Source organism: Streptomyces sp. ADMS (genome assembly GCF_033441795.1).
In the GTDB taxonomy this organism is placed as follows: domain Bacteria; phylum Actinomycetota; class Actinomycetes; order Streptomycetales; family Streptomycetaceae; genus Streptomyces.
In genome coordinates this window covers 1-17,314 of record NZ_JAVFVX010000007.1, presented here as the reverse complement: position 1 = coordinate 17,314, position 17,314 = coordinate 1, and the positions used below count along the sequence as shown (strand labels likewise).

At 69.4% G+C, this 17,314-nt stretch carries 13 protein-coding genes, 2 tRNA genes and 2 pseudogenes; 5 read left to right on the top strand and 12 right to left on the bottom strand.

Going from position 1 to position 17,314, the window contains the following annotated elements:
• Positions 1-121: 121 nt before the first annotated feature.
• Positions 122-400 (bottom strand): hypothetical protein, encoded by a 279-nt coding sequence (locus RB628_RS04845; protein ID WP_318319007.1) that lies wholly within the window; start codon positions 398-400, stop codon positions 122-124.
• A gap of 912 nt (positions 401-1,312) precedes the next feature.
• Positions 1,313-1,546, bottom strand: a complete 234-nt coding sequence (locus RB628_RS04840) for a DNA-binding protein (protein ID WP_318319006.1) — start codon at positions 1,544-1,546, stop codon at positions 1,313-1,315.
• Between the two features lie 130 nt (positions 1,547-1,676).
• Here RB628_RS04840 and RB628_RS04835 point away from each other — a divergent pair, with 130 nt between their 5' ends.
• Together RB628_RS04835 and RB628_RS04830 are read left to right on the top strand one after the other, a co-directional pair.
• Positions 1,677-2,243, top strand: coding sequence for a helix-turn-helix transcriptional regulator (locus RB628_RS04835; protein WP_318319005.1), 567 nt, complete (start codon positions 1,677-1,679; stop codon positions 2,241-2,243).
• A complete protein-coding gene (locus RB628_RS04830) occupies positions 2,224-3,510 on the top strand; it encodes a tyrosine-type recombinase/integrase (RefSeq protein ID WP_318319004.1) in 1,287 nt (428 codons plus the stop codon). Before RB628_RS04835 ends, RB628_RS04830 begins: the two co-directional genes overlap by 20 nt.
• Before the next feature lie 48 nt (positions 3,511-3,558).
• Here RB628_RS04830 and RB628_RS04825 read toward each other — a convergent pair.
• Positions 3,559-3,631, bottom strand: a tRNA-Ala gene (locus tag RB628_RS04825).
• Positions 3,632-3,812: 181 nt separating this feature from the next.
• On the opposite strand from RB628_RS04825, the gene RB628_RS04820 reads away from it, so the two are divergent.
• Together RB628_RS04820 and RB628_RS04815 are read left to right on the top strand one after the other, a co-directional pair.
• On the top strand, positions 3,813-4,361 hold the full coding sequence (locus RB628_RS04820) for a DNA-binding protein (RefSeq protein WP_318319003.1): 549 nt from the start codon (positions 3,813-3,815) through the stop codon (positions 4,359-4,361).
• A 267-nt stretch (positions 4,362-4,628) separates the two neighbouring features.
• Positions 4,629-6,668: a serine/threonine-protein kinase gene (locus RB628_RS04815; RefSeq protein WP_318319002.1), complete on the top strand. Its 2,040-nt coding sequence runs from the start codon at positions 4,629-4,631 to the stop codon at positions 6,666-6,668.
• A gap of 4 nt (positions 6,669-6,672) precedes the next feature.
• Here the strand turns inward: RB628_RS04815 and RB628_RS04810 are convergent.
• Both RB628_RS04810 and RB628_RS04805 read right to left on the bottom strand, forming a co-directional pair.
• Positions 6,673-8,037: pseudogene (locus tag RB628_RS04810) on the bottom strand (hypothetical protein); the annotation flags it as partial.
• A gap of 309 nt (positions 8,038-8,346) precedes the next feature.
• Positions 8,347-8,475 carry a DLW-39 family protein gene (locus tag RB628_RS04805; RefSeq protein WP_003999697.1) on the bottom strand — a complete coding sequence of 43 codons (129 nt, stop codon included), beginning with the start codon at positions 8,473-8,475 and terminating at the stop codon, positions 8,347-8,349.
• 348 nt (positions 8,476-8,823) lie between these two features.
• Here RB628_RS04805 and RB628_RS04800 point away from each other — a divergent pair, with 348 nt between their 5' ends.
• Positions 8,824-9,165, top strand: coding sequence for a DUF6344 domain-containing protein (locus tag RB628_RS04800; protein ID WP_318319000.1), 342 nt, complete (start codon positions 8,824-8,826; stop codon positions 9,163-9,165).
• A 130-nt stretch (positions 9,166-9,295) separates the two neighbouring features.
• Here RB628_RS04800 and RB628_RS04795 read toward each other — a convergent pair.
• From RB628_RS04795 to RB628_RS04765, 7 genes and pseudogenes are all read right to left on the bottom strand, one after another.
• Positions 9,296-9,369, bottom strand: a tRNA-Ile gene (locus RB628_RS04795).
• Positions 9,370-9,501: 132 nt separating this feature from the next.
• Positions 9,502-10,404 (bottom strand): DUF3566 domain-containing protein, encoded by a 903-nt coding sequence (locus RB628_RS04790; protein ID WP_318318999.1) that lies wholly within the window; start codon positions 10,402-10,404, stop codon positions 9,502-9,504.
• A gap of 18 nt (positions 10,405-10,422) precedes the next feature.
• On the bottom strand, positions 10,423-13,029 hold the full coding sequence (gene gyrA, locus RB628_RS04785) for a DNA gyrase subunit A (RefSeq protein ID WP_318318998.1): 2,607 nt from the start codon (positions 13,027-13,029) through the stop codon (positions 10,423-10,425).
• A gap of 42 nt (positions 13,030-13,071) precedes the next feature.
• Entirely contained in the window at positions 13,072-15,141 is a 2,070-nt protein-coding gene (gene gyrB / locus RB628_RS04780) for a DNA topoisomerase (ATP-hydrolyzing) subunit B (protein ID WP_318318997.1), read from the bottom strand.
• A gap of 372 nt (positions 15,142-15,513) precedes the next feature.
• The gene (locus tag RB628_RS04775; RefSeq protein WP_318318996.1) at positions 15,514-16,080 is read right to left on the bottom strand and encodes a DUF721 domain-containing protein; all 567 of its coding nucleotides are present in this window, start codon (positions 16,078-16,080) and stop codon (positions 15,514-15,516) included.
• Complete coding sequence (gene recF / locus RB628_RS04770; protein WP_318318995.1) at positions 16,077-17,198, bottom strand: DNA replication/repair protein RecF; 1,122 nt, start codon at positions 17,196-17,198, stop codon at positions 16,077-16,079. The genes RB628_RS04775 and recF overlap by 4 nt, the downstream gene beginning before the upstream one ends.
• Positions 17,199-17,250: 52 nt before the next feature.
• Positions 17,251-17,314, bottom strand: a pseudogene (locus RB628_RS04765) (6-phosphogluconate dehydrogenase); the annotation flags it as partial.

Here is a 17,314-nt window from a genome sequence, read left to right as displayed (position 1 = left end):
CACGCACCGGGAAGCGAAAGGGGTGTGCTGCCGCCCACGGGGAGCGACGTAGAGACCGCGGAGCGATGGCCCGCCCTCGGGGAGCGGGCGCCGGGGCTCAGGAACGCGGCGTACGGACATGCTAGCCGCCCGTACGGACACCGGGCGTGAAATCCCGCACCCGGGCGCCGTCCGGCTCGCTGTGGCGGCCCTTGCCGGTCGCGCAGGCCTCGCACAGGGCGCGCTTGCGGATGGCGACCGCGGCAGCCAAGTCGGCGGCGTCCGCGTCGCCCAGCTCGGTGCGCAGCGTGCGGTTCGTCGCGGTGATGTGCACGGGCGCCTGGGCGTAGTGCAGCTCGTCGACGAGCCGGTCGACGTCGGTCGGCAACGTGGCCGCGATAGCGGCGTGATCGATGATCACGATGCGGTTCCTTCCTGGTAGGCACATCTCGAGCAGGTACTCCGGTCGGGCTTGACCAGGGGCTTGGTACAGCGGTCACAACGGCCGTAGGGCCCGCCCTCGTCGTCCTGGGGCTCCGGGGGCGCGGCGGGCGGCGTACGGGGCGCCGTGGGGTCCTCGGGGGTGGTTACAGCGGAGATCATGGGCAGCTGACCGGGAACCCCTCCGCCTGGCGGAATGGGGTCGCGGACGCCGTCCGTTGGCACGGCCCTCAGGTCAGCCCGCGCGCGGGCGTCCTGTGGTTGATCTCCTAAACCAGCCATCTCGTGAGTAGAGACATGAGTACAACCTGAGTATTCGGGGGTCGGTCCCCCGAACCATTCGGGGGTCGGTCCCCCGAACCCATTCAGGGGTCGGTCCCCCGAACCGTCCTGACTCGGGTTCGGGGGTCGGTCCCCCGAACCCGGGGCGTCGTCCTGCTCCCGCCAGGGGGGCTCTTTCTTCGCCGACTTGGCCGGCGCGCGGGACTCCTCCAAAACGGCCGCCGCGAGATCCCACCTCGGGGCGGGGTGCACGACAATCGCGTACCGGGTGGTCCTGCCGCGCTTCTGCTCGCCCTCGATGACGACGATGCCGGCCGCCCCGGCGGCACGGAGGTACCGCCGGGTGTCCTTCTCGTCGGCGCCGCAGGCCTGTGCGATTTGGGTGATGCGGTAGGGCCCCCGCTCCCCTCCGATGCGCCCGTCGGGGCGTGCGATCGCGCGGAGGGCATAGAGGAGCTTCAGGAACCCTGCGCGCAGCGGGCGGGGCATGTCCTTTACCCAGCGCCACGCCAGGGCGTTCCCGAAGGCGTTCGGTACGCCGCCGCTGGCCCGGCCCGGCTCCTCGTCGTCCATGTCCACCCCCTTTCCGGTCAGTGCCACACGAGGCGGGTCAGGCGGACTGCGCGGCAGGGGTGACCGTGCGCTCGTCCAGCCAGCGTTCGATGGCGCTGCGCCTGTAGAACACGCGGCCTGATCGGGCGGTCGACGTCTTGATGTAGTCGGGGCCGTCGCCCCTCCACCGCCGGTCCGCGAGGGCCGCCGGGGTCTTGAAGAGCGGGTACTCCGCGCACACCTGCGACGGAGAGAGCAGGCCATCGGCCGGCCTTACGGTTCCCTGCGCCATCTTTACAACCCTTTCTCGGAACATGCGTTGCAGGATAGCAGCGAAATCCGCTATCGTGAATCACATGACACCGATAGTAAGCGATACCAGGCGCCTAACAAGGCGCTCCCTGCTGCTTACGCTGGTCCCCATGAGCGATGAGCAGCCCAAGGGCCGACGCACGATCGAGGTAGGAACTACCGGACGCGCCGTGGCCGCGAACCTGCTGCGGCTGCGCAACGCGCGAAACCTCACTACCCGGCAGCTGTCAGCGGCCTTGGAGCGAGTAGGGCGGCCGATCCCTCCGTCGGGCATCACGCGCATGGAGAAAGCGGAACGCGTCGTCACGGCGGATGATCTGACGGCTCTTGCGGCCGTCCTGCGTGTCTCGCCGTCGGCCTTGCTGCTGCCGCTCGATGACTCTCCAACGAGCATGATCGACGTGACGGGAGCCGGAAATGTTCCGGCTGACGTGGCCTGGGATTGGCTCGACGGTAAGCGTCCGCTGGAACTGCCGTCCGGCGACGACCTGACACCGCTTCTGGAGTACGACCTGTACGCACGGCCGCCGCGCCGGCGCGGGACCTGGGGCGCGCTGCGAGGCCTGATCAAGTGGGACGAGTCGGATCCCGAGGGGGAAGGCACGCAGCTCGCTCACCAGTTGAGGGACGAGGACCCGAGGGCGGAAAGGGGCCACGGTGGCGCGGGTCTGGATTGAGGACAGGGCCGACCACAAGGAGTTCGTCACCGCGCTGGCGAAGGCGAAGGCGGCGAAGCGGCAGCCGCCGGGTCGGTGGCGGGTGCGGTGGTACGACCTCGGGGGCAAGGGCCGTTCGAAGACGTTCGGCAGGAAGCCGGAGGCAGAGAACCACGTTCACGTGGTCGAGGCGCGGCTGAGGGACGGCTCGTACCGGGATGCGTCGGCGGGGAAGGCGACGCTGGCGGAGGTCGCGGAGAAGTGGAAGGCGACGCTGGCGGGGCTGGAGCCGACGACGCGGGAGACGTACGAGGACACCTTGAGGGTGCACGTGCTGCCTCGGTGGGGGACGTACCAGGTCCGCGGGATCGAGTGGGAGGACGTCGCGGAGTGGGTCGGCCAGTTGGTCGCCGGCAGTGCGGGGCATCACCGTGCACTGTCGCCGGGGCGGGTCGGGAAGATTCACCAGGTGCTCGCCCTGGTCCTCGGGCACGCCGTGCGCTCGAAGCGGATCGCCGTGAACCCGGCGGCCGGTGTGCCTATGCCCCGGCCGGTGCCGAGGGATCACGTGTACCTCACCCACGGCCAAGTGGACCGGCTCGCCGATGCGTCCGGCCCCTACCGGCCGCTGGTGCTGCTTGCCGCGTACACGGGCCTGCGGTGGGGCGAGATCTCGGCGGTGACCGTGGGCGCGGTCGACATCGCCGCGCGGCGGGTGTCGGTCCGCCAGGCGTACAAGAAGACGCGCGGCGGCCTGATCGTCGGGATGCCCAAGACGCACGAGCGGCGCAAGGTGCCGATCCTGCGCTCCCTCGCCGACGAGCTGGCCGCGCACATCGAGGGCCGCAAGCGTGACGAGCTGCTGTTCACCGCGCCCCGGGGCGGTCCGCTGTACGGGGACAACTTCCGCTCAAGGTTCTTCAACCCGGCGGTGAAGGCGGCCGGCCTCGGCGAGCTCGGCGTCACGCCCCACAAGCTGCGGCACACAGCGGCCTCGCTCGCGATCGCCTCCGGGGCGGACGTGAAGGTCGTACAGACGATGCTCGGGCACAAGTCGGCGGTCATGACGCTCGACCTGTACGGGCACCTGTTCCCGGACCGGCTCGACGAGGTGGCCAACCGGCTCGACCGCGAACGGGAACGGCGCGCTGTCCTGCAGCAGATCGCCGGCGTGCTCCTGGCCGAGCAGCACCGCCTCGAGAACCCCCGCGAACGCCTGCGGGTGGTCGACGGCGGAAGCATGCCGGAAGCGGGCAACGTGTACGGAATCCGTACTGCCAGCCAGTAGGCCGGTCACCCGGCCCCCGGTCACCAGGCATGACCAGGTACTTCGGAGTGGAGCCTAGGGGAGTCGAACCCCTGACATCTGCCTTGCAAAGACAGCGCTCTACCAACTGAGCTAAGGCCCCGAACGGAAGGCGTCCGCCCAGAACAACCATGTACTGGTGGGCGCCGACGACCAGAGTACCGGGTCATCCCGGGTATCTCGCAAAAGGATTGGGGTCCCCGTGGACAACCACTCTCCGTAAGATGCTCGACGTGGTTCGCTACAGCGAACCGCGGTATTTGGGGAAGCGATGGGGAGACGCAATGGATGCCGCACAGCAGGAAGCAACCGCAAGAGCGCGGGAGCTTCAGCGGAACTGGTACGGGGAGCCGTTGGGGGCGCTCTTCCGTAAGCTCATCGACGATCTTGGTCTCAACCAGGCTCGTCTCGCGGGGGTACTGGGGCTGTCCGCGCCGATGCTGTCACAGCTGATGAGCGGCCAGCGGGCCAAGATCGGCAATCCGGCAGTGGTGCAGCGCGTGCAGTTGCTGCAGGATCTGGCCGGTCAGGTCGCGGACGGCAGCGTCAGCGCGGCCGAGGCGACCGAGCGGATGGACGAGATCAAGAAGTCCCAGGGGGGCTCGGTGCTCAGCAACACCGCGCAGTCGACCACGAGTTCGGGGGCGCCCACGGTCAAGCGGGTGGTCCGCGAGATCCAGTCGCTGCTGCGCTCGGTGTCCGCCGCCGGCGACATCATCGAAGCAGCGGACACTCTCGCCCCGACCCACCCGGAACTGGCAGAGTTCCTCCGGGTGTACGGCGCGGGCCGCACCTCTGACGCCGTGACGCACTACCAGTCCCACCAGAGCTGAGCCGCCGGCCCGGCCGCCGACCGGGGGTTCGGCGGCCGGGCTACGGCTCAGGGACGGATACGGGTCATGAATACGCGGGCCACGACATGAATCGGGGGACGGAGACAAGCAGGCAAGCACGTAGCCAGGCAGGCAGGAAAACAGGTACGGAGACAGGTTCTGGGTGAGCGGGTGACAGCGGGCTCCTGAGTGGGGTAGGAGGAGCCCTACCACCCGCCGGTCCGGAACCGACCGAGCGGGGATCCGAAGGGGGATCGACGCAGAGCCATGGGTGAGGTCTTCGCCGGCCGGTACGAACTCGCCGACCCGATCGGACGCGGGGGAGTCGGCGCAGTCTGGCGCGCCTGGGACCACCGCCGGCGCCGGTACGTGGCCGCCAAGGTCCTCCAGCAGAGCGATGCCCACTCACTGCTGCGCTTCGTCCGCGAACAGGCGCTGCGGATCGACCACCCGCACGTACTCGCCCCGGCCAGCTGGGCCGCCGACGACGACAAGGTCCTGTTCACCATGGACCTGGTCGCCGGAGGCTCGCTCGTCCATCTGATCGCGGACTACGGCCCCCTGCCTCCCGCGTTCGTCTGCACCCTCCTCGACCAGCTCCTCTCGGGCCTCGGCGCCGTGCACGCGGAAGGTGTCGTCCACCGCGACATCAAGCCCGCCAACGTGCTGCTCGAAGCGACCGGTACCGGCCGCCCGCGGCTGCGGCTGTCCGACTTCGGCATCGCGATGCGGCTCGGCGAACCACGGCTGACGGAGACCGACTACGTGGTGGGTACGCCGGGTTACTTCGCCCCCGAGCAAATGCTGGGCGCGGACCCGGACTTCCCCTCCGACCTGTTCGCCGTGGGTCTGGTCGCGCTCTATCTCCTGGAGGGCGCCAAGCCGGACTCCAAGGCCCTCATCGAGTACTTCGCGGAACACGGCACGCCCAGTGCCCCCCGGGGCATACCCGAGCCGCTCTGGCAGGTCGTGGCCACGCTGCTGCAACCGGACCCACAGGCGCGGTTCCGCACCGCCACGGGCGCACGCAAGGCCCTCGCCCAGGCCGCCGAGCTCCTGCCCGAGCCCGGCCCCGACGACGAGCTGATCGAGATCTTCGACCAACTCGGCCCGCTCCCAAGGGGCTTCGCCCCGACCGGCCCGCTCAAACCCTCCCACGACGTGACCACGAGCGGCGCGCGTACGGGAGCAGGAGCGGGCGGCAGCACAGGGGGCAGGCCGACAGCAGGCGCCGGACACGGCGATCCGGACTCGGACGGCGTGCACACCGGCCCGGGGGCAGCCCGCCGGTACGACCCGTACCGCGAACCGAACCCGGACGGAACGCCCACCGGCCCGGCGACAGGCGGCACACACACCGGGCCGGGGCTCAGGCCGATGCCGGGTCCACTGCCCGGTCCGATGCCGGATCCCGTGCCGGCGCCGGGGAGCGTCTCCCCGCCGTCGAGACCGGGTACGGGTGCCATACCGTCCAGGCCGGTCACGGACCCGGCGCCCACCGGCTCCGGCGCCGAGCAGCCCTGGCAGTCCTCCGGAGGCGCCCCGATCCCGCCCGGCGGCGACTTCGTACCGGCGGAGCTCTTGCATGACGGGACCGGTGCTTCCGAACAGGCGCAGCAGTCCCGGTCAGAGCATCCGGCCCACCCGGCTCATGCGGCTTCGGCTTCGCCTCCGTGGAACGGCGGCCCGTCCCAGCCTGACGTCACACCACCGCGTCCCACTCACCCACCGTCCACCGCTCCTTCCCGCCCGACGCCCGCGTACCCGGTCTCCGCGCAGGCCGCCGCCGGTGTCCCCATCCCGCCGCAGCCGTCCAGGGTGCCCCCACAGCCGCCGGAAACGCTGCCGCCACTGCCGTCCGCCATGTCGGACACGGGCAGCTTCCACCTGCCCCCGCCTCAGCTCACGGTCCCCTCCGGGCCCCAGCAGCACCAGCACCCCCCGCACCAGCCGGAGCGGCTCTCCACTCCCCCTGCGGCTGTCCCGCTCCCGGCGCCGGCCGCGGTCCACATACCCCCGCCCTTCGAAGTCCCGTCCTTCGGAGCCCCGCACGCGCCCCGGACCGCCTCCCGGACTCCGAACCCTGCGCAGACCCCGACGGCGACCGCGACTCCCACACCGACGCTGCGGCAGGACGCGTACTCCGCTGGGTCGCCGCCGGCGCCAGTCTCCCCGCAACCTGTTCCGCAGCACCGCGGCCGACGCCGCCAGCGCCGCCCCGGCCCACCCGCGAAGGTGGCGATACCGGTCCTGTTCCTCGCCCTGGCCTGCTACGCCGTCGGTTTCTGGGCGCTGTTCCGCATCTGACCTAGGCGCGGGCCCGCCGCCGGGCGACCACCGTCCACAGCCCGAGGACCAGCACCAGCAGGCTCCCCGCCCCGATGCCGCTCACCGCGACCACCCGCATCGTGGCGTCACCGTCCCCGCCGCTCCCCGCCGCGCTCTTGTCCGCCCCGTCGGCTCGCGTCCCGCCCGCCACCCCACCGGACGTCCAACCGGCGGCCGCTTCCCGGTCCTGTTCCGTGACCGCGAAGGTGTCCCGGGGCACGGACTGCCCCAGATACCCGGGTGCGTCCTGCGCCGTACCGCTCACCTGCACCCGCAGCGTCAGCCCGTACGGCCCCGCGCCAAACCGTTCCGTCACCTGCTCGCCGAGATGGACGACGAGGTAGTACGAGCCGGCGAACCGCATGCCGCTCATCCGGTCGCCGGTGCCGTAGCGGTTGGCGTACGCGACGGGTGGCAGCGGATCGAGGGCGGCCGAGCTCTGGCGGCCGTCGTAGACGAGGCTCTCGTCGTCGACGTACCCGCGCGCGGGGTTGTAGAGCGACATGACGAGCGCGGAACTGACGTATCGGCTGCCGCCGCTGGAACCGCCGCTGGAGCTGCCCAGTTCGGCGACTGCATGGAGCTGCTGCCCCCAGTCGACGGGCACCCGGTAGAACAGGGTCTGGCCGGGCACGATGGCGTCCTGCCAGACTCCCTGCCCTGCCGCGGCGGCCGTGGCGAAGCCGGCGCCGCCCTCGCGACGGACGGCGTCACCGGTGAGCGGGTCGGGTGAGGCGGAGTCCCAGGACTCGGGGGACTCGGGCGCTGTCGTCGCGCCTTCGGCCACGAGGCCCGGCTCCGACACGTACGCCAGCTCCAGGTCCCAGTCGTCCGACGAGGAGCCCGCCGAATCGATACGGTCCACGACGACGTAGTACGTCCCGGCGCTCTGACACGCCGTCGTCTCGCCGTCGGTCACGCGTGATGCCCAGGCGGCGATCGGATGCGGGCTGCGGGAAGCCCCGAAGCGGGTGCTGTCGTAGGAGCACGAGCGGGCGTCGGCGTCCTCCACGGCCACTTTGACGCCGTCGGAGGAGGACACCGTCGTGCCCTGCGGGGGGACAGCGGTGGCGGAGACGTAGGCGTTGGACGTGGCGTCGAGTTCGAGGCGGAAGTAGAGCCTTCCGTTGACCGGGAGGGTGCTCCGGTAGGTCCCGCCGGGCTCCAGTTGTACGGCTTCCGTGGTGCTCGGGGCGCCCTCGACGGTCCGGACGTCGTCGGCGAAGTCGTACGCGTACGCATCCGGCGCGGCGACCGCCTCGGAGCCGGCCCCCGGGCCCGCACCCGTCCCCGCCACCGCGCACAGCACCGCCGCCACGACCGCGCCCCGCACCGTGCGCCGCCCCATCACGTGCCACCCCTCGCCATGCTCCGTCGCCGCCCGGCCGACCGCCGTCCCTGCCCTGCCCTGCCCGGGCACGATCTCTGCCCGGACCGTCGCCCATCCTGCCCCGCCGACTGTCCCGCCACCCCCGCAATTCGTACGAGCGCCCGAAACGACCTACTCCGGGGCATCTGAATTTGCCCCAGCAATTACTTCATTTGCTGCGGTGAACTACCCACCGCACCACGGCGCCATCCCGCCGTACCGTCCCGGACAACACAAAACCCCGACCGCGTCGGCGGCCGGGGTCTGTTCACAGACTGCTGTCGATGCTCACGAACCCGTGGGCACGGAGTCGGTCGCCTCCGTCCACAGATCCTGCTCGGCGCGATCCGCCTGGATCTGGCGGTACACGAGGAGCCCGCCGATGGCGGCCAGTGCGACCAGAAGAAGCTTCTTCACCGTGCGACCTCGTCTTTCCTTGACGTAGGAGACTTCTGGCGCCCGACTATACCCTCCGGCCGAGACCGATCAGTGACCTGCGGCGGCCCCCAACTCCCGCCCGGCACACCGCAGTAGAAGTGGACGACACCACTCCGATCGGAGGGTGATCAGATCTCCACGTACGGTGATTTTTCGCGACACACCGCTCCCGCCCCTCCCCCACCTCCACTTTCCGCCCCCGTTGCACCCATCCGAGTGGTGTTCATCGGAAGATCGACGCGCCACAGGCCTGGGTCCACCACTTCGCGGCCTGCATACACATGATGAGGAAAGTACGCAAATCGCCCAACCCGAAAGTGAGGGGCCATGGCCCAGAACAAGGTCATGAAGCTGTGGACCGCCGTCGTCACCGCCTTCCTGGCGCTGTGCACGACGCTCGGACTGATCACGACGACCGCCACCGCGGCGGTAGCCGAGAGCCACCCGGCACGCAACTGCGCCACACCCGCGGCGGCACCCACGACAGCTGCCTGGGCCTGGTCCTACGCCCGGTCCCTGCCCCCCACGATGAAACAGCGCATCGGAGCCGAGGCCCACGGCTCCTCCCCGAGCTGCCGCCACCGCTCGCCCGCGGACACGGACGCCGAGACGGAAGCCGGCCCGGAGGCCGACACGAACGCCGAGACGGCGGCCCGGCCGCCTTCCTGACGCCGCTCGCGTGACCTCCTCGCGCAACCCCCTCCCCATGTAGCGGCGAACTTGCGTACAAAGCCACACGGAGAAGCACCAGGACAAACGAAAGGCCCCCAACCATCACTGGCTGGGGGCCTTTTCACTGTGGGGCTAACAGGATTTGAACCTGTGGCCTCATCCTTATCAGGGATGCGCTCTAACCAACTGAGCTATAGCCCCGCCGCGCTCTGCGGTGTACGTCCCGCGCGCTGACCTCTGAAGATTAGCGCACGACGCGGCCAGTCCCAAAATCGATAGTCGGGCGACGTTCGAGACCGCACCTCACCCGCGCTTCACCTGCACTTCACCAGCTCACTCGTCCTCGGCAAGCGTCAGCTCGATGCCGCCGACAAAGCCCGCGGAGAGGTTGTAGATGAACGCGCCGAGCGTCGCCAGCGCCGTCGCGAGGACGACGTCGATGACCGCGATGACCGACGTGAACAGCACGACGTTCTGAAGCGACAGGAAGGACTGGAGGTCGAAGCCGTTCGACTCGTTCGAACCCGTGGCCTCCGAGATCGTGCCGCCGACTGTCGAGAAGACGCCCATCGCGTCCATGACCATCCACAGGACCACCGCCGCGACGATCGTGCAGATGCCCAGCGCGATCGACAGCAGGAAGCTGACCTTCATCACCGACCACGGATCCGCCTTGGACACGCGCAGACGTGCCTTGCGTGTACGAGGCAGAGTGCGCGCCCCCGTACGCGGACGCCGTACGGCCCCCGCTCCCGCCTGGGCCTGAACTGGGGCCGCAGGGCCCGCCGGAGCGGCCGTCGGGTAGGCCTGCGGCGGGTGATAGGGCCCCGCGGGCTGCTGCGGCTGCCGCTCGCCGGGCAAAGGCGAACCCTGCTGCTGGGGCGGCGCGGCGGCGCGCTGGGCGGCGGGCTCCGGCACCGGCAGCGAGCCCGGGGCGCCCTGGGCGGCCGGACCCGCGCCGACCCCGTACTGCTGGGTCTGCGGACCTCTGGCGTCCGTCACAGTTCCCCCCTGGGATCCCTTGGATCCGTGCGTGTCGGGCGAGCGCTTGCCGGTCGTACGCGGCCTGATGGCCTGCAGGTTGGTCGTGTGCGGATCTGTCGCACTGTGTGCGTCCCTCGCACCCTGCGCATCGGTCGCACGCGCGGCGGAGCCACGACCGCCGCCGTCCTTATCCGTGCCGGTCGAGGGACCGGACGAACTGCCGGACGACCCGGCGCCCGTGGCTCCGCTCACGATGACTCACTCCTCGCGCTACTCCGACGAGGACTGATCGCCCTCGTCCGTGCCGGTGGTCGCGGCACCCTCGGCCGGCTCGTCCACGGCGTCGTCGCCGTCGACCTCCTCGGCCTCGCGTCCCGCCTCGGCGTTACGTGCGATGCCGACTACGGCATCGCGCTTGCCCAGGTTGATCAGTTGGACGCCCATGGTGTCACGGCCCGTCTCCCTGACCTCATTGACTCGCGTACGAATCACACCGCCGGAGAGCGTGATGGCGAGGATCTCGTCGGTCTCCTCGACCACCAGCGCACCGACGAGAGAACCGCGGTCCTCGACGATCTTGGCGGCCTTGATACCGAGGCCGCCGCGCCCCTGGACGCGGTACTCGTCGACAGCGGTCCGCTTCGCGTACCCGCCGTCTGTAGCAGTGAACACGAACGTACCGGGTCGAACAACATTCATCGAGAGCAGCTGGTCTCCCTCACGGAAGCTCATGCCCTTGACACCCGAGGTGGCACGGCCCATCGGACGCAGTGCGTCGTCCGTCGCCGTGAACCTGATCGACTGCGCCTTTCTGCTGATCAGCAGCAGATCGTCCTCGGACGAAACGAGTTCGGCTCCGATCAGTTCGTCGTCGGAACCGTCCTCCGTCTCACGGAGGTTGATCGCGATGACACCGCCGGCACGCGGCGAATCGTAATCCTTCAGAGGCGTCTTCTTCACCAGACCACCCTTGGTGGCCAGCACCAGATAGGGCGCCGCCTCGTAGTCGCGGATCGCGAGGATCTCCGCGATCGCCTCGTCCGGCTGGAAGGCCAGCAGGTTGGCGACGTGCTGTCCACGCGCGTCACGTCCGGCGTCGGGCAGCTCGTACGCCTTCGCGCGGTAGACGCGGCCCTTGTTGGTGAAGAACAGCAGCCAGTGGTGCGTGGTCGACACGAAGAAGTGGTCGACGATGTCGTCTTCCTTGAGCTTCGTGCCGCGTACGCCCTTGCCGCCGCGCTTCTGCGAGCGGTAGTCCTCGGTCTTGGTGCGCTTGACGTAACCGCCGCGCGAGATGGTGACGACGATGTCCTCTTCGGCGATCAGGTCCTCGATGGACATGTCACCGTCGAACGGGACCAGCTTGGAGCGCCGGTCGTCGCCGAACTTCTCGACGATCGCGGCGAGTTCCTCGCTGATGATGCCGCGCTGACGCACGGGCGAGGCGAGGATCGCGTTGTACTCGCGGATCTTCGCCTGAAGCTCGTCGTGCTCGGCGACGATCTTCTGGCGCTCCAGAGCCGCCAGGCGGCGCAGCTGCATCTCCAGGATGGCGTTGGCCTGGATCTCGTCGATCTCCAGGAGGCCCATCAGGCCCTCGCGCGCGATCTCGACGGTGTCACTGCGCCGGATCAGCGCGATGACGTCGTCGATGGCGTCCAGGGCCTTCAGGAGGCCACGCAGGATGTGCGCGCGCTCCTCGGCCTTGCGCAGCCTGAAGCGCGTGCGCCGGACGATGACCTCGATCTGGTGCGTCACCCAGTGCCGGATGAACGCGTCCAGGGACAGGGTCCTCGGTACGCCGTCCACCAGCGCCAGCATGTTCGCGCCGAAGTTCGTCTGCAGGTCGGTGTGCTTGTAGAGGTTGTTCAGGACGACCTTGGCGACCGCGTCCCGCTTCAGGACGATGACCAGACGCTGGCCCGTACGGGACGACGTCTCGTCGCGGACGTCGGCGATACCGCCGATCTTGCCGTCCTTCACCAGGTCGGCGATCTTCTGCGCCAGGTTGTCCGGGTTGACCTGGTAAGGGAGTTCGGTGACCACCAGGCACTGGCGGTTCTGGATCTCCTCGACGTCGACGACCGCGCGCATCGTGATGGAGCCACGACCGGTGCGGTACGCCTCCTCGATGCCCTTTCGGCCCACCACCAGGGCACCGCTGGGGAAATCGGGGCCCTTGATGCGCTCGATCAGGGCATCGAGCAGTTCCTCGTGGGAGGCCTCGGGGTTCTCCAGATACCACTGGGCGCCGGCCGCGACCTCGCGGAGGTTGTGCGGCGGGATGTTGGTCGCCATACCGACCGCGATGCCCGCCGATCCGTTGATCAGCAGGTTCGGGAAGCGGGCCGGCAGAACCGTCGGCTCCTGGTTGCGGCCGTCGTAGTTGTCCGTGAAGTCGACGGTCTCCTCGTCGATGTCGCGGACCATCTCCATGGACAGCGGCTTCAGCTTGCACTCGGTGTACCGCATGGCGGCGGCCGGGTCGTTGCCGGGAGAGCCGAAGTTGCCGTTGGAGTCCACCAGCGGCATCCGCATCGACCACGGCTGCGCGAGGCGGACCAGCGCGTCGTAGATCGAGGAGTCACCGTGCGGGTGGTACGTACCCATGACGTCGCCGACGACACGGGCGCACTTGTAGAAGCCCTTCTCGGGCCGGTAGCCGCCGTCGTACATGGCGTACAGGACACGACGGTGGACGGGCTTGAGACCGTCCCTTACGTCGGGCAGCGCGCGCGACACGATGACGGACATCGCGTAGTCGAGGTACGAGCGCTGCATCTCGGTCTCGAGCCCGACGGGCTCGACACGCAGAGTGATCTGGCCCTCTTCAGGGGTGTTCGGACCAGTGGGGGAAAGGGGTGTCTCGTCGGTCATTGCTGGTGAAGATCCTTTCTGGTGCGGTCAGCTGAGACCGACTCAGATGTCGAGGAAACGGACGTCCTTGGCGTTGCGCTGGATGAACGCGCGGCGCGCCTCGACGTCCTCGCCCATCAGGACCGAGAAGAGGTCGTCGGCCTGCGCGGCGTCGTCGAGCGTGACCTGGCCGAGGACCCGGTGCTCCTGGTCCATCGTCGTGATGCGCAGTTCCTCGGCGTTCATCTCGCCGAGACCCTTGAAGCGCTGGACCGAGTCGTCGCGGGTGCGCTTGCCGTTCTGCCGGCCGTGCTCGATCAGGGCGTCGCGCTCACGGTCCGAGTACGCGTACTCGAAGTCGTCCCGGCCCCACTTGATCTTGTACAGCGGAGGACGGGACAGGAACACGTGGCCGGCCTCGACCAGCGGGCGCATGAAGCGGAACAGGAAGGTCAGCAGCAGGGTGTTGATGTGCTGGCCGTCGACGTCGGCGTCCGCCATCAGGATGATCTTGTGATAGCGCAGCTTCTCGATGTCGAAGTCCTCGTGGACTCCGGTGCCGAAGGCCGAGATCAGCGCCTGGATCTCCTGGTTCTGCAGGATCTTGTCGATCCGCGCCTTCTCCACGTTCAGGATCTTGCCGCGGATCGGGAGGATCGCCTGGTACTGCGGGTTGCGGCCGGACTTGGCCGAACCGCCGGCGGAGTCACCCTCGACGATGAAGATCTCGCACTTGGTGGGGTCGTTCGACTGGCAGTCGGACAGCTTGCCCGGCAGCGACGCCGTCTCCAGCAGTCCCTTGCGACGCGTGAGGTCACGGGCCTTGCGGGCCGCCACACGCGCGGTGGCCGCCTGGATGCCCTTGCGGATGATGTCCGAGGCCTCGACCGGATTGCGGTCCAGCCAGTCGTTGAGGTGCTCGTAGACCGCCTTCTGCACGAAGGTCTTCGCCTCCGTGTTGCCCAGCTTGGTCTTGGTCTGGCCCTCGAACTGCGGCTCGCCCAGCTTGACCGAGATGATCGCGGTCAGACCCTCGCGGATGTCGTCGCCCGTGAGGTTGTCGTCCTTCTCACGAAGCAGCTTCTTGTCGCGCGCGTACTTGTTGATCAGCGAGGTCAGCGCCGCACGGAAGCCCTCCTCGTGCGTACCGCCCTCATGCGTGTGGATGATGTTCGCGAAGGAGTACACACCCTCGGTGTAACCACTGTTCCACTGCATCGCGACCTCGAGGGACAGGCTCTTGTCCTTGTCCTCCGCCTCCAGGTCGATGACGGTCGGGTGCACCACGTCGCCCTTGCGGGAGTTGAGGTACGTCACATAGTCGACGATGCCGCCCTCGTAGTGGTACGAGACGGTCCTGACCTCGTCCTTCTCGTCGGCGCCCGCCTCGTCCGCCCCGATCGTGGCCTTCGCCACCTCACGCTCGTCCGTGAGGTTGATCGTCAGACCCTTGTTGAGGAACGCCATCTCCTGGAAGCGCCGCGAGAGCGTCTCGAAGGAGTACTCGGTGGTCTCGAAGATGTCGCCGTCGGCCCAGAAGGTGACCGACGTGCCGTGCTCGTCCGTCGCCTCGTGCTGGGCCAGCGGAGCCGTAGGGACACCCAGCTTGTAGTCCTGCGTCCAGCGGTAGCCGTCGGTCCTGACCTCGACGGCGACCCTGCTGGACAGAGCGTTCACGACGGAGACACCGACGCCGTGCAGACCGCCGGAGACCGCGTAGCCGCCGCCGCCGAACTTGCCGCCCGCGTGCAGCACGGTCAGCACGACCTCGAGGGCCGGCTTGCCCTCGGACGGGACGATGCCCACCGGGATGCCACGGCCGTTGTCGATGACGCGCACACCACCGTCGGCGAGGACCGTCACGTCGATGGTGTCCGCGTGACCGGCCAGCGCCTCGTCCACGGAGTTGTCGACGACCTCCTGCACCAGGTGGTGCAGACCACGCTCACCGGTCGAACCGATGTACATGCCGGGTCGCTTGCGGACCGCGTCCAGACCCTCGAGGACGGTGATGGCGTTGGCGTCGTACGCCGTGGCTGAGGCCTCGGCGGTTTTGGCCAGGGCCTCGGTGGACGGGATGTTCTCGTTGGGGTTGCCGGAATCGGCCACGAAGCGCCCTCTCTGGCACAGCACAAGCCAAGCTCCCAGCGGTCGGCCGGAGCGGCTGCGGCGTGTTGCGTTGGTAAGCCTTAGTCAGCGGTGCACACCATTTCCCGGTGGTCCCCTCCAATGGGGCGGGATTAGCTCCCAGTCTACCGGTAGCGCCGACAGTGATGGGGGTTTGCCGGTACCTGAGTCCGCATGTGCCGCCCTCAACCGGTCTCTCCCGAGTCCCCATATATGGAGCGGGGCTCCAAGAGGCTTGGAGAGGCACTCAGCGCTTCCGGGTGTCAACCCTTGGCTACCGGGGAGTCAGGTAGGGATTCGCCAACGCGTGCACTGCCGACGACCCGCACCCGGCAGGCCTTTCATGTGACACACCTCACCCATGGGGAGTACTGGGGCTCACCCGTAGGTGTCGCCCGGACCGGTGCTCCCGGGGGCCCGCAACGGGCCGAAACGGCGGGCCGGACCATGGGGACCGAGCACCTTGAGCAGCCGCACCCTGCCGTGCCCGAGGTCCTCGTTCAGGCGTGCGACCAGCTGCGGCGCGAGCAACCGCACGTTCGTCGCCCACGCCGTCGAGTCGCAGCGCACGGTCAGCACCCGCTCGTCCTCGTCGTACGACTCCGGCTCGCAGTGCTTGGCCAGGTCGTCACCGACGATCTGCGGCCAGCGGCCCATCACCCCGCCCACCGCGGCCGGCGCCTCCCACCCGCGCTCCGTCACCAGCCGGTTGATCGCCGCACCGAGCGCCATCGGGTCGCGTCCGTCACGGCCCGAGCCGGAACGCAGACCGCCCTCGCGCCGCGCCTGCTTCCTCTGCTGCACCGCGTCCCCACGCGCGCGTGCCGCCTCCTTCGCCGCCCTGAGCGCCACCCGCGCCAGATCCACCCCAGAGGGCTCGGGGGACGGACCGCGGGATGCGGGGGATTCGCCGGGGCCCCCGGACGCTGACCGGTCGGCCGTCATGCGCGCTCCACCGCCCCGTCCGACACCGAGTAGCGCGTCCCCGCCAGCACATGCGGTACGTCGTCGTCGACCGCGGCCGTCACCAGCACCTGCTCACCGGGCACCACCAGCTCCGCCAGGCGCTCCCGGCGGCGCGTGTCCAGCTCCGCGAACACGTCGTCGAGGACGAGCACCGGCTCGTTGCCCTCGGCCCGCAGCAGGTCGTACGAGGCCAGCCGCAGCGCCAGCGCGTACGACCACGACTCACCGTGGGAGGCGTACCCCTTGGCGGGCAGCTGACCGAGCCTGAGATGCAGGTCGTCCCGATGCGGTCCCACGAGGGTGACGCCCCGCTCGATCTCCTGCTTGCGGACCTCCGCCAGAGCCTCCATCAACTGCTCGTACAGCTCGTCGCGCACATGGGCCTCACCCGGCGCCGACGGCTTGTACTCCAGGGCGAGCGGACCTCCCCCGGGCGCCAGCTGCTCGTACGCCTTGTCGGCCAGCGGCTGGATCGCGGCGATCAGGTCGAGCCGCTGGGCCAGCAACTCCGCCCCCACGCGCGCGAGATGCTGGTCCCACACGTCGAGCGTCGACAGGTCCATCGTGCGCCCGCCGTGCCGCCGGGCCAGCGCCGCTGACTTGAGGAGCGTGTTGCGCTGCTTGAGGACGCGGTCGTAGTCGGAGCGCACGCCCGCCATGCGCGGGGAGCGCAAGGTGATCAGCTCGTCGAGGAACCGCCGCCGCTCACCCGGGTCGCCCTTCACCAGCGCGAGATCCTCGGGCGCGAACAGCACCGTCCGTACGATCCCCAGGACGTCACGGGGCCTGACCTGCGACGACCTGTTGATGCGGGCGCGGTTCGCCCGGCCGGGGTTCAGCTCCAGCTCTACCAGCTGCTGCCGCTCGCCCTGCTTGACCTGCGCCCTGATCACCGCCCGGTCGGCGCCCATACGAACGAGGGGCGCGTCCGAAGAGACCCGGTGGCTGCCCAGCGTGGCGAGATAGCCGATCGCCTCGACAAGGTTCGTCTTGCCCTGCCCGTTGGGGCCCACGAGCGCGGTGACGCCCGGTTCGAGCGGAACGTCGACCCGGGCGTACGAGCGGAAGTCGGCCAGCGACAGATGCGTGACGTGCATGGTCGTTCACCGACCTCCCCCGGACTTGTGGACCGCTGGGCGGCCCTGTGGACTACTTCGTCTCGACCGCGTGGCCGCCGAACTGGTTGCGCAGCGCCGCGATCATCTTCATCTGC

What these genes read in the sequence shown, in the direction of transcription:
- RB628_RS04800 (WP_318319000.1), top strand. Translation starts at nt 8,824, where the DNA reads ATGGCCCAGAACAAGGTCATGAAGCTGTGGACCGCCGTCGTCACCGCC.
- gyrA (WP_318318998.1), bottom strand. Translation starts at nt 13,029, where the DNA reads ATGACCGACGAGACACCCCTTTCCCCCACTGGTCCGAACACCCCTGAA.
- RB628_RS04775 (WP_318318996.1), bottom strand. Translation starts at nt 16,080, where the DNA reads ATGACGGCCGACCGGTCAGCGTCCGGGGGCCCCGGCGAATCCCCCGCA.
- RB628_RS04840 (WP_318319006.1), bottom strand. Translation starts at nt 1,546, where the DNA reads ATGGCGCAGGGAACCGTAAGGCCGGCCGATGGCCTGCTCTCTCCGTCG.
- RB628_RS04820 (WP_318319003.1), top strand. Translation starts at nt 3,813, where the DNA reads ATGGATGCCGCACAGCAGGAAGCAACCGCAAGAGCGCGGGAGCTTCAG.
- RB628_RS04815 (WP_318319002.1), top strand. Translation starts at nt 4,629, where the DNA reads ATGGGTGAGGTCTTCGCCGGCCGGTACGAACTCGCCGACCCGATCGGA.
- RB628_RS04835 (WP_318319005.1), top strand. Translation starts at nt 1,677, where the DNA reads ATGAGCGATGAGCAGCCCAAGGGCCGACGCACGATCGAGGTAGGAACT.
- recF (WP_318318995.1), bottom strand. Translation starts at nt 17,198, where the DNA reads ATGCACGTCACGCATCTGTCGCTGGCCGACTTCCGCTCGTACGCCCGG.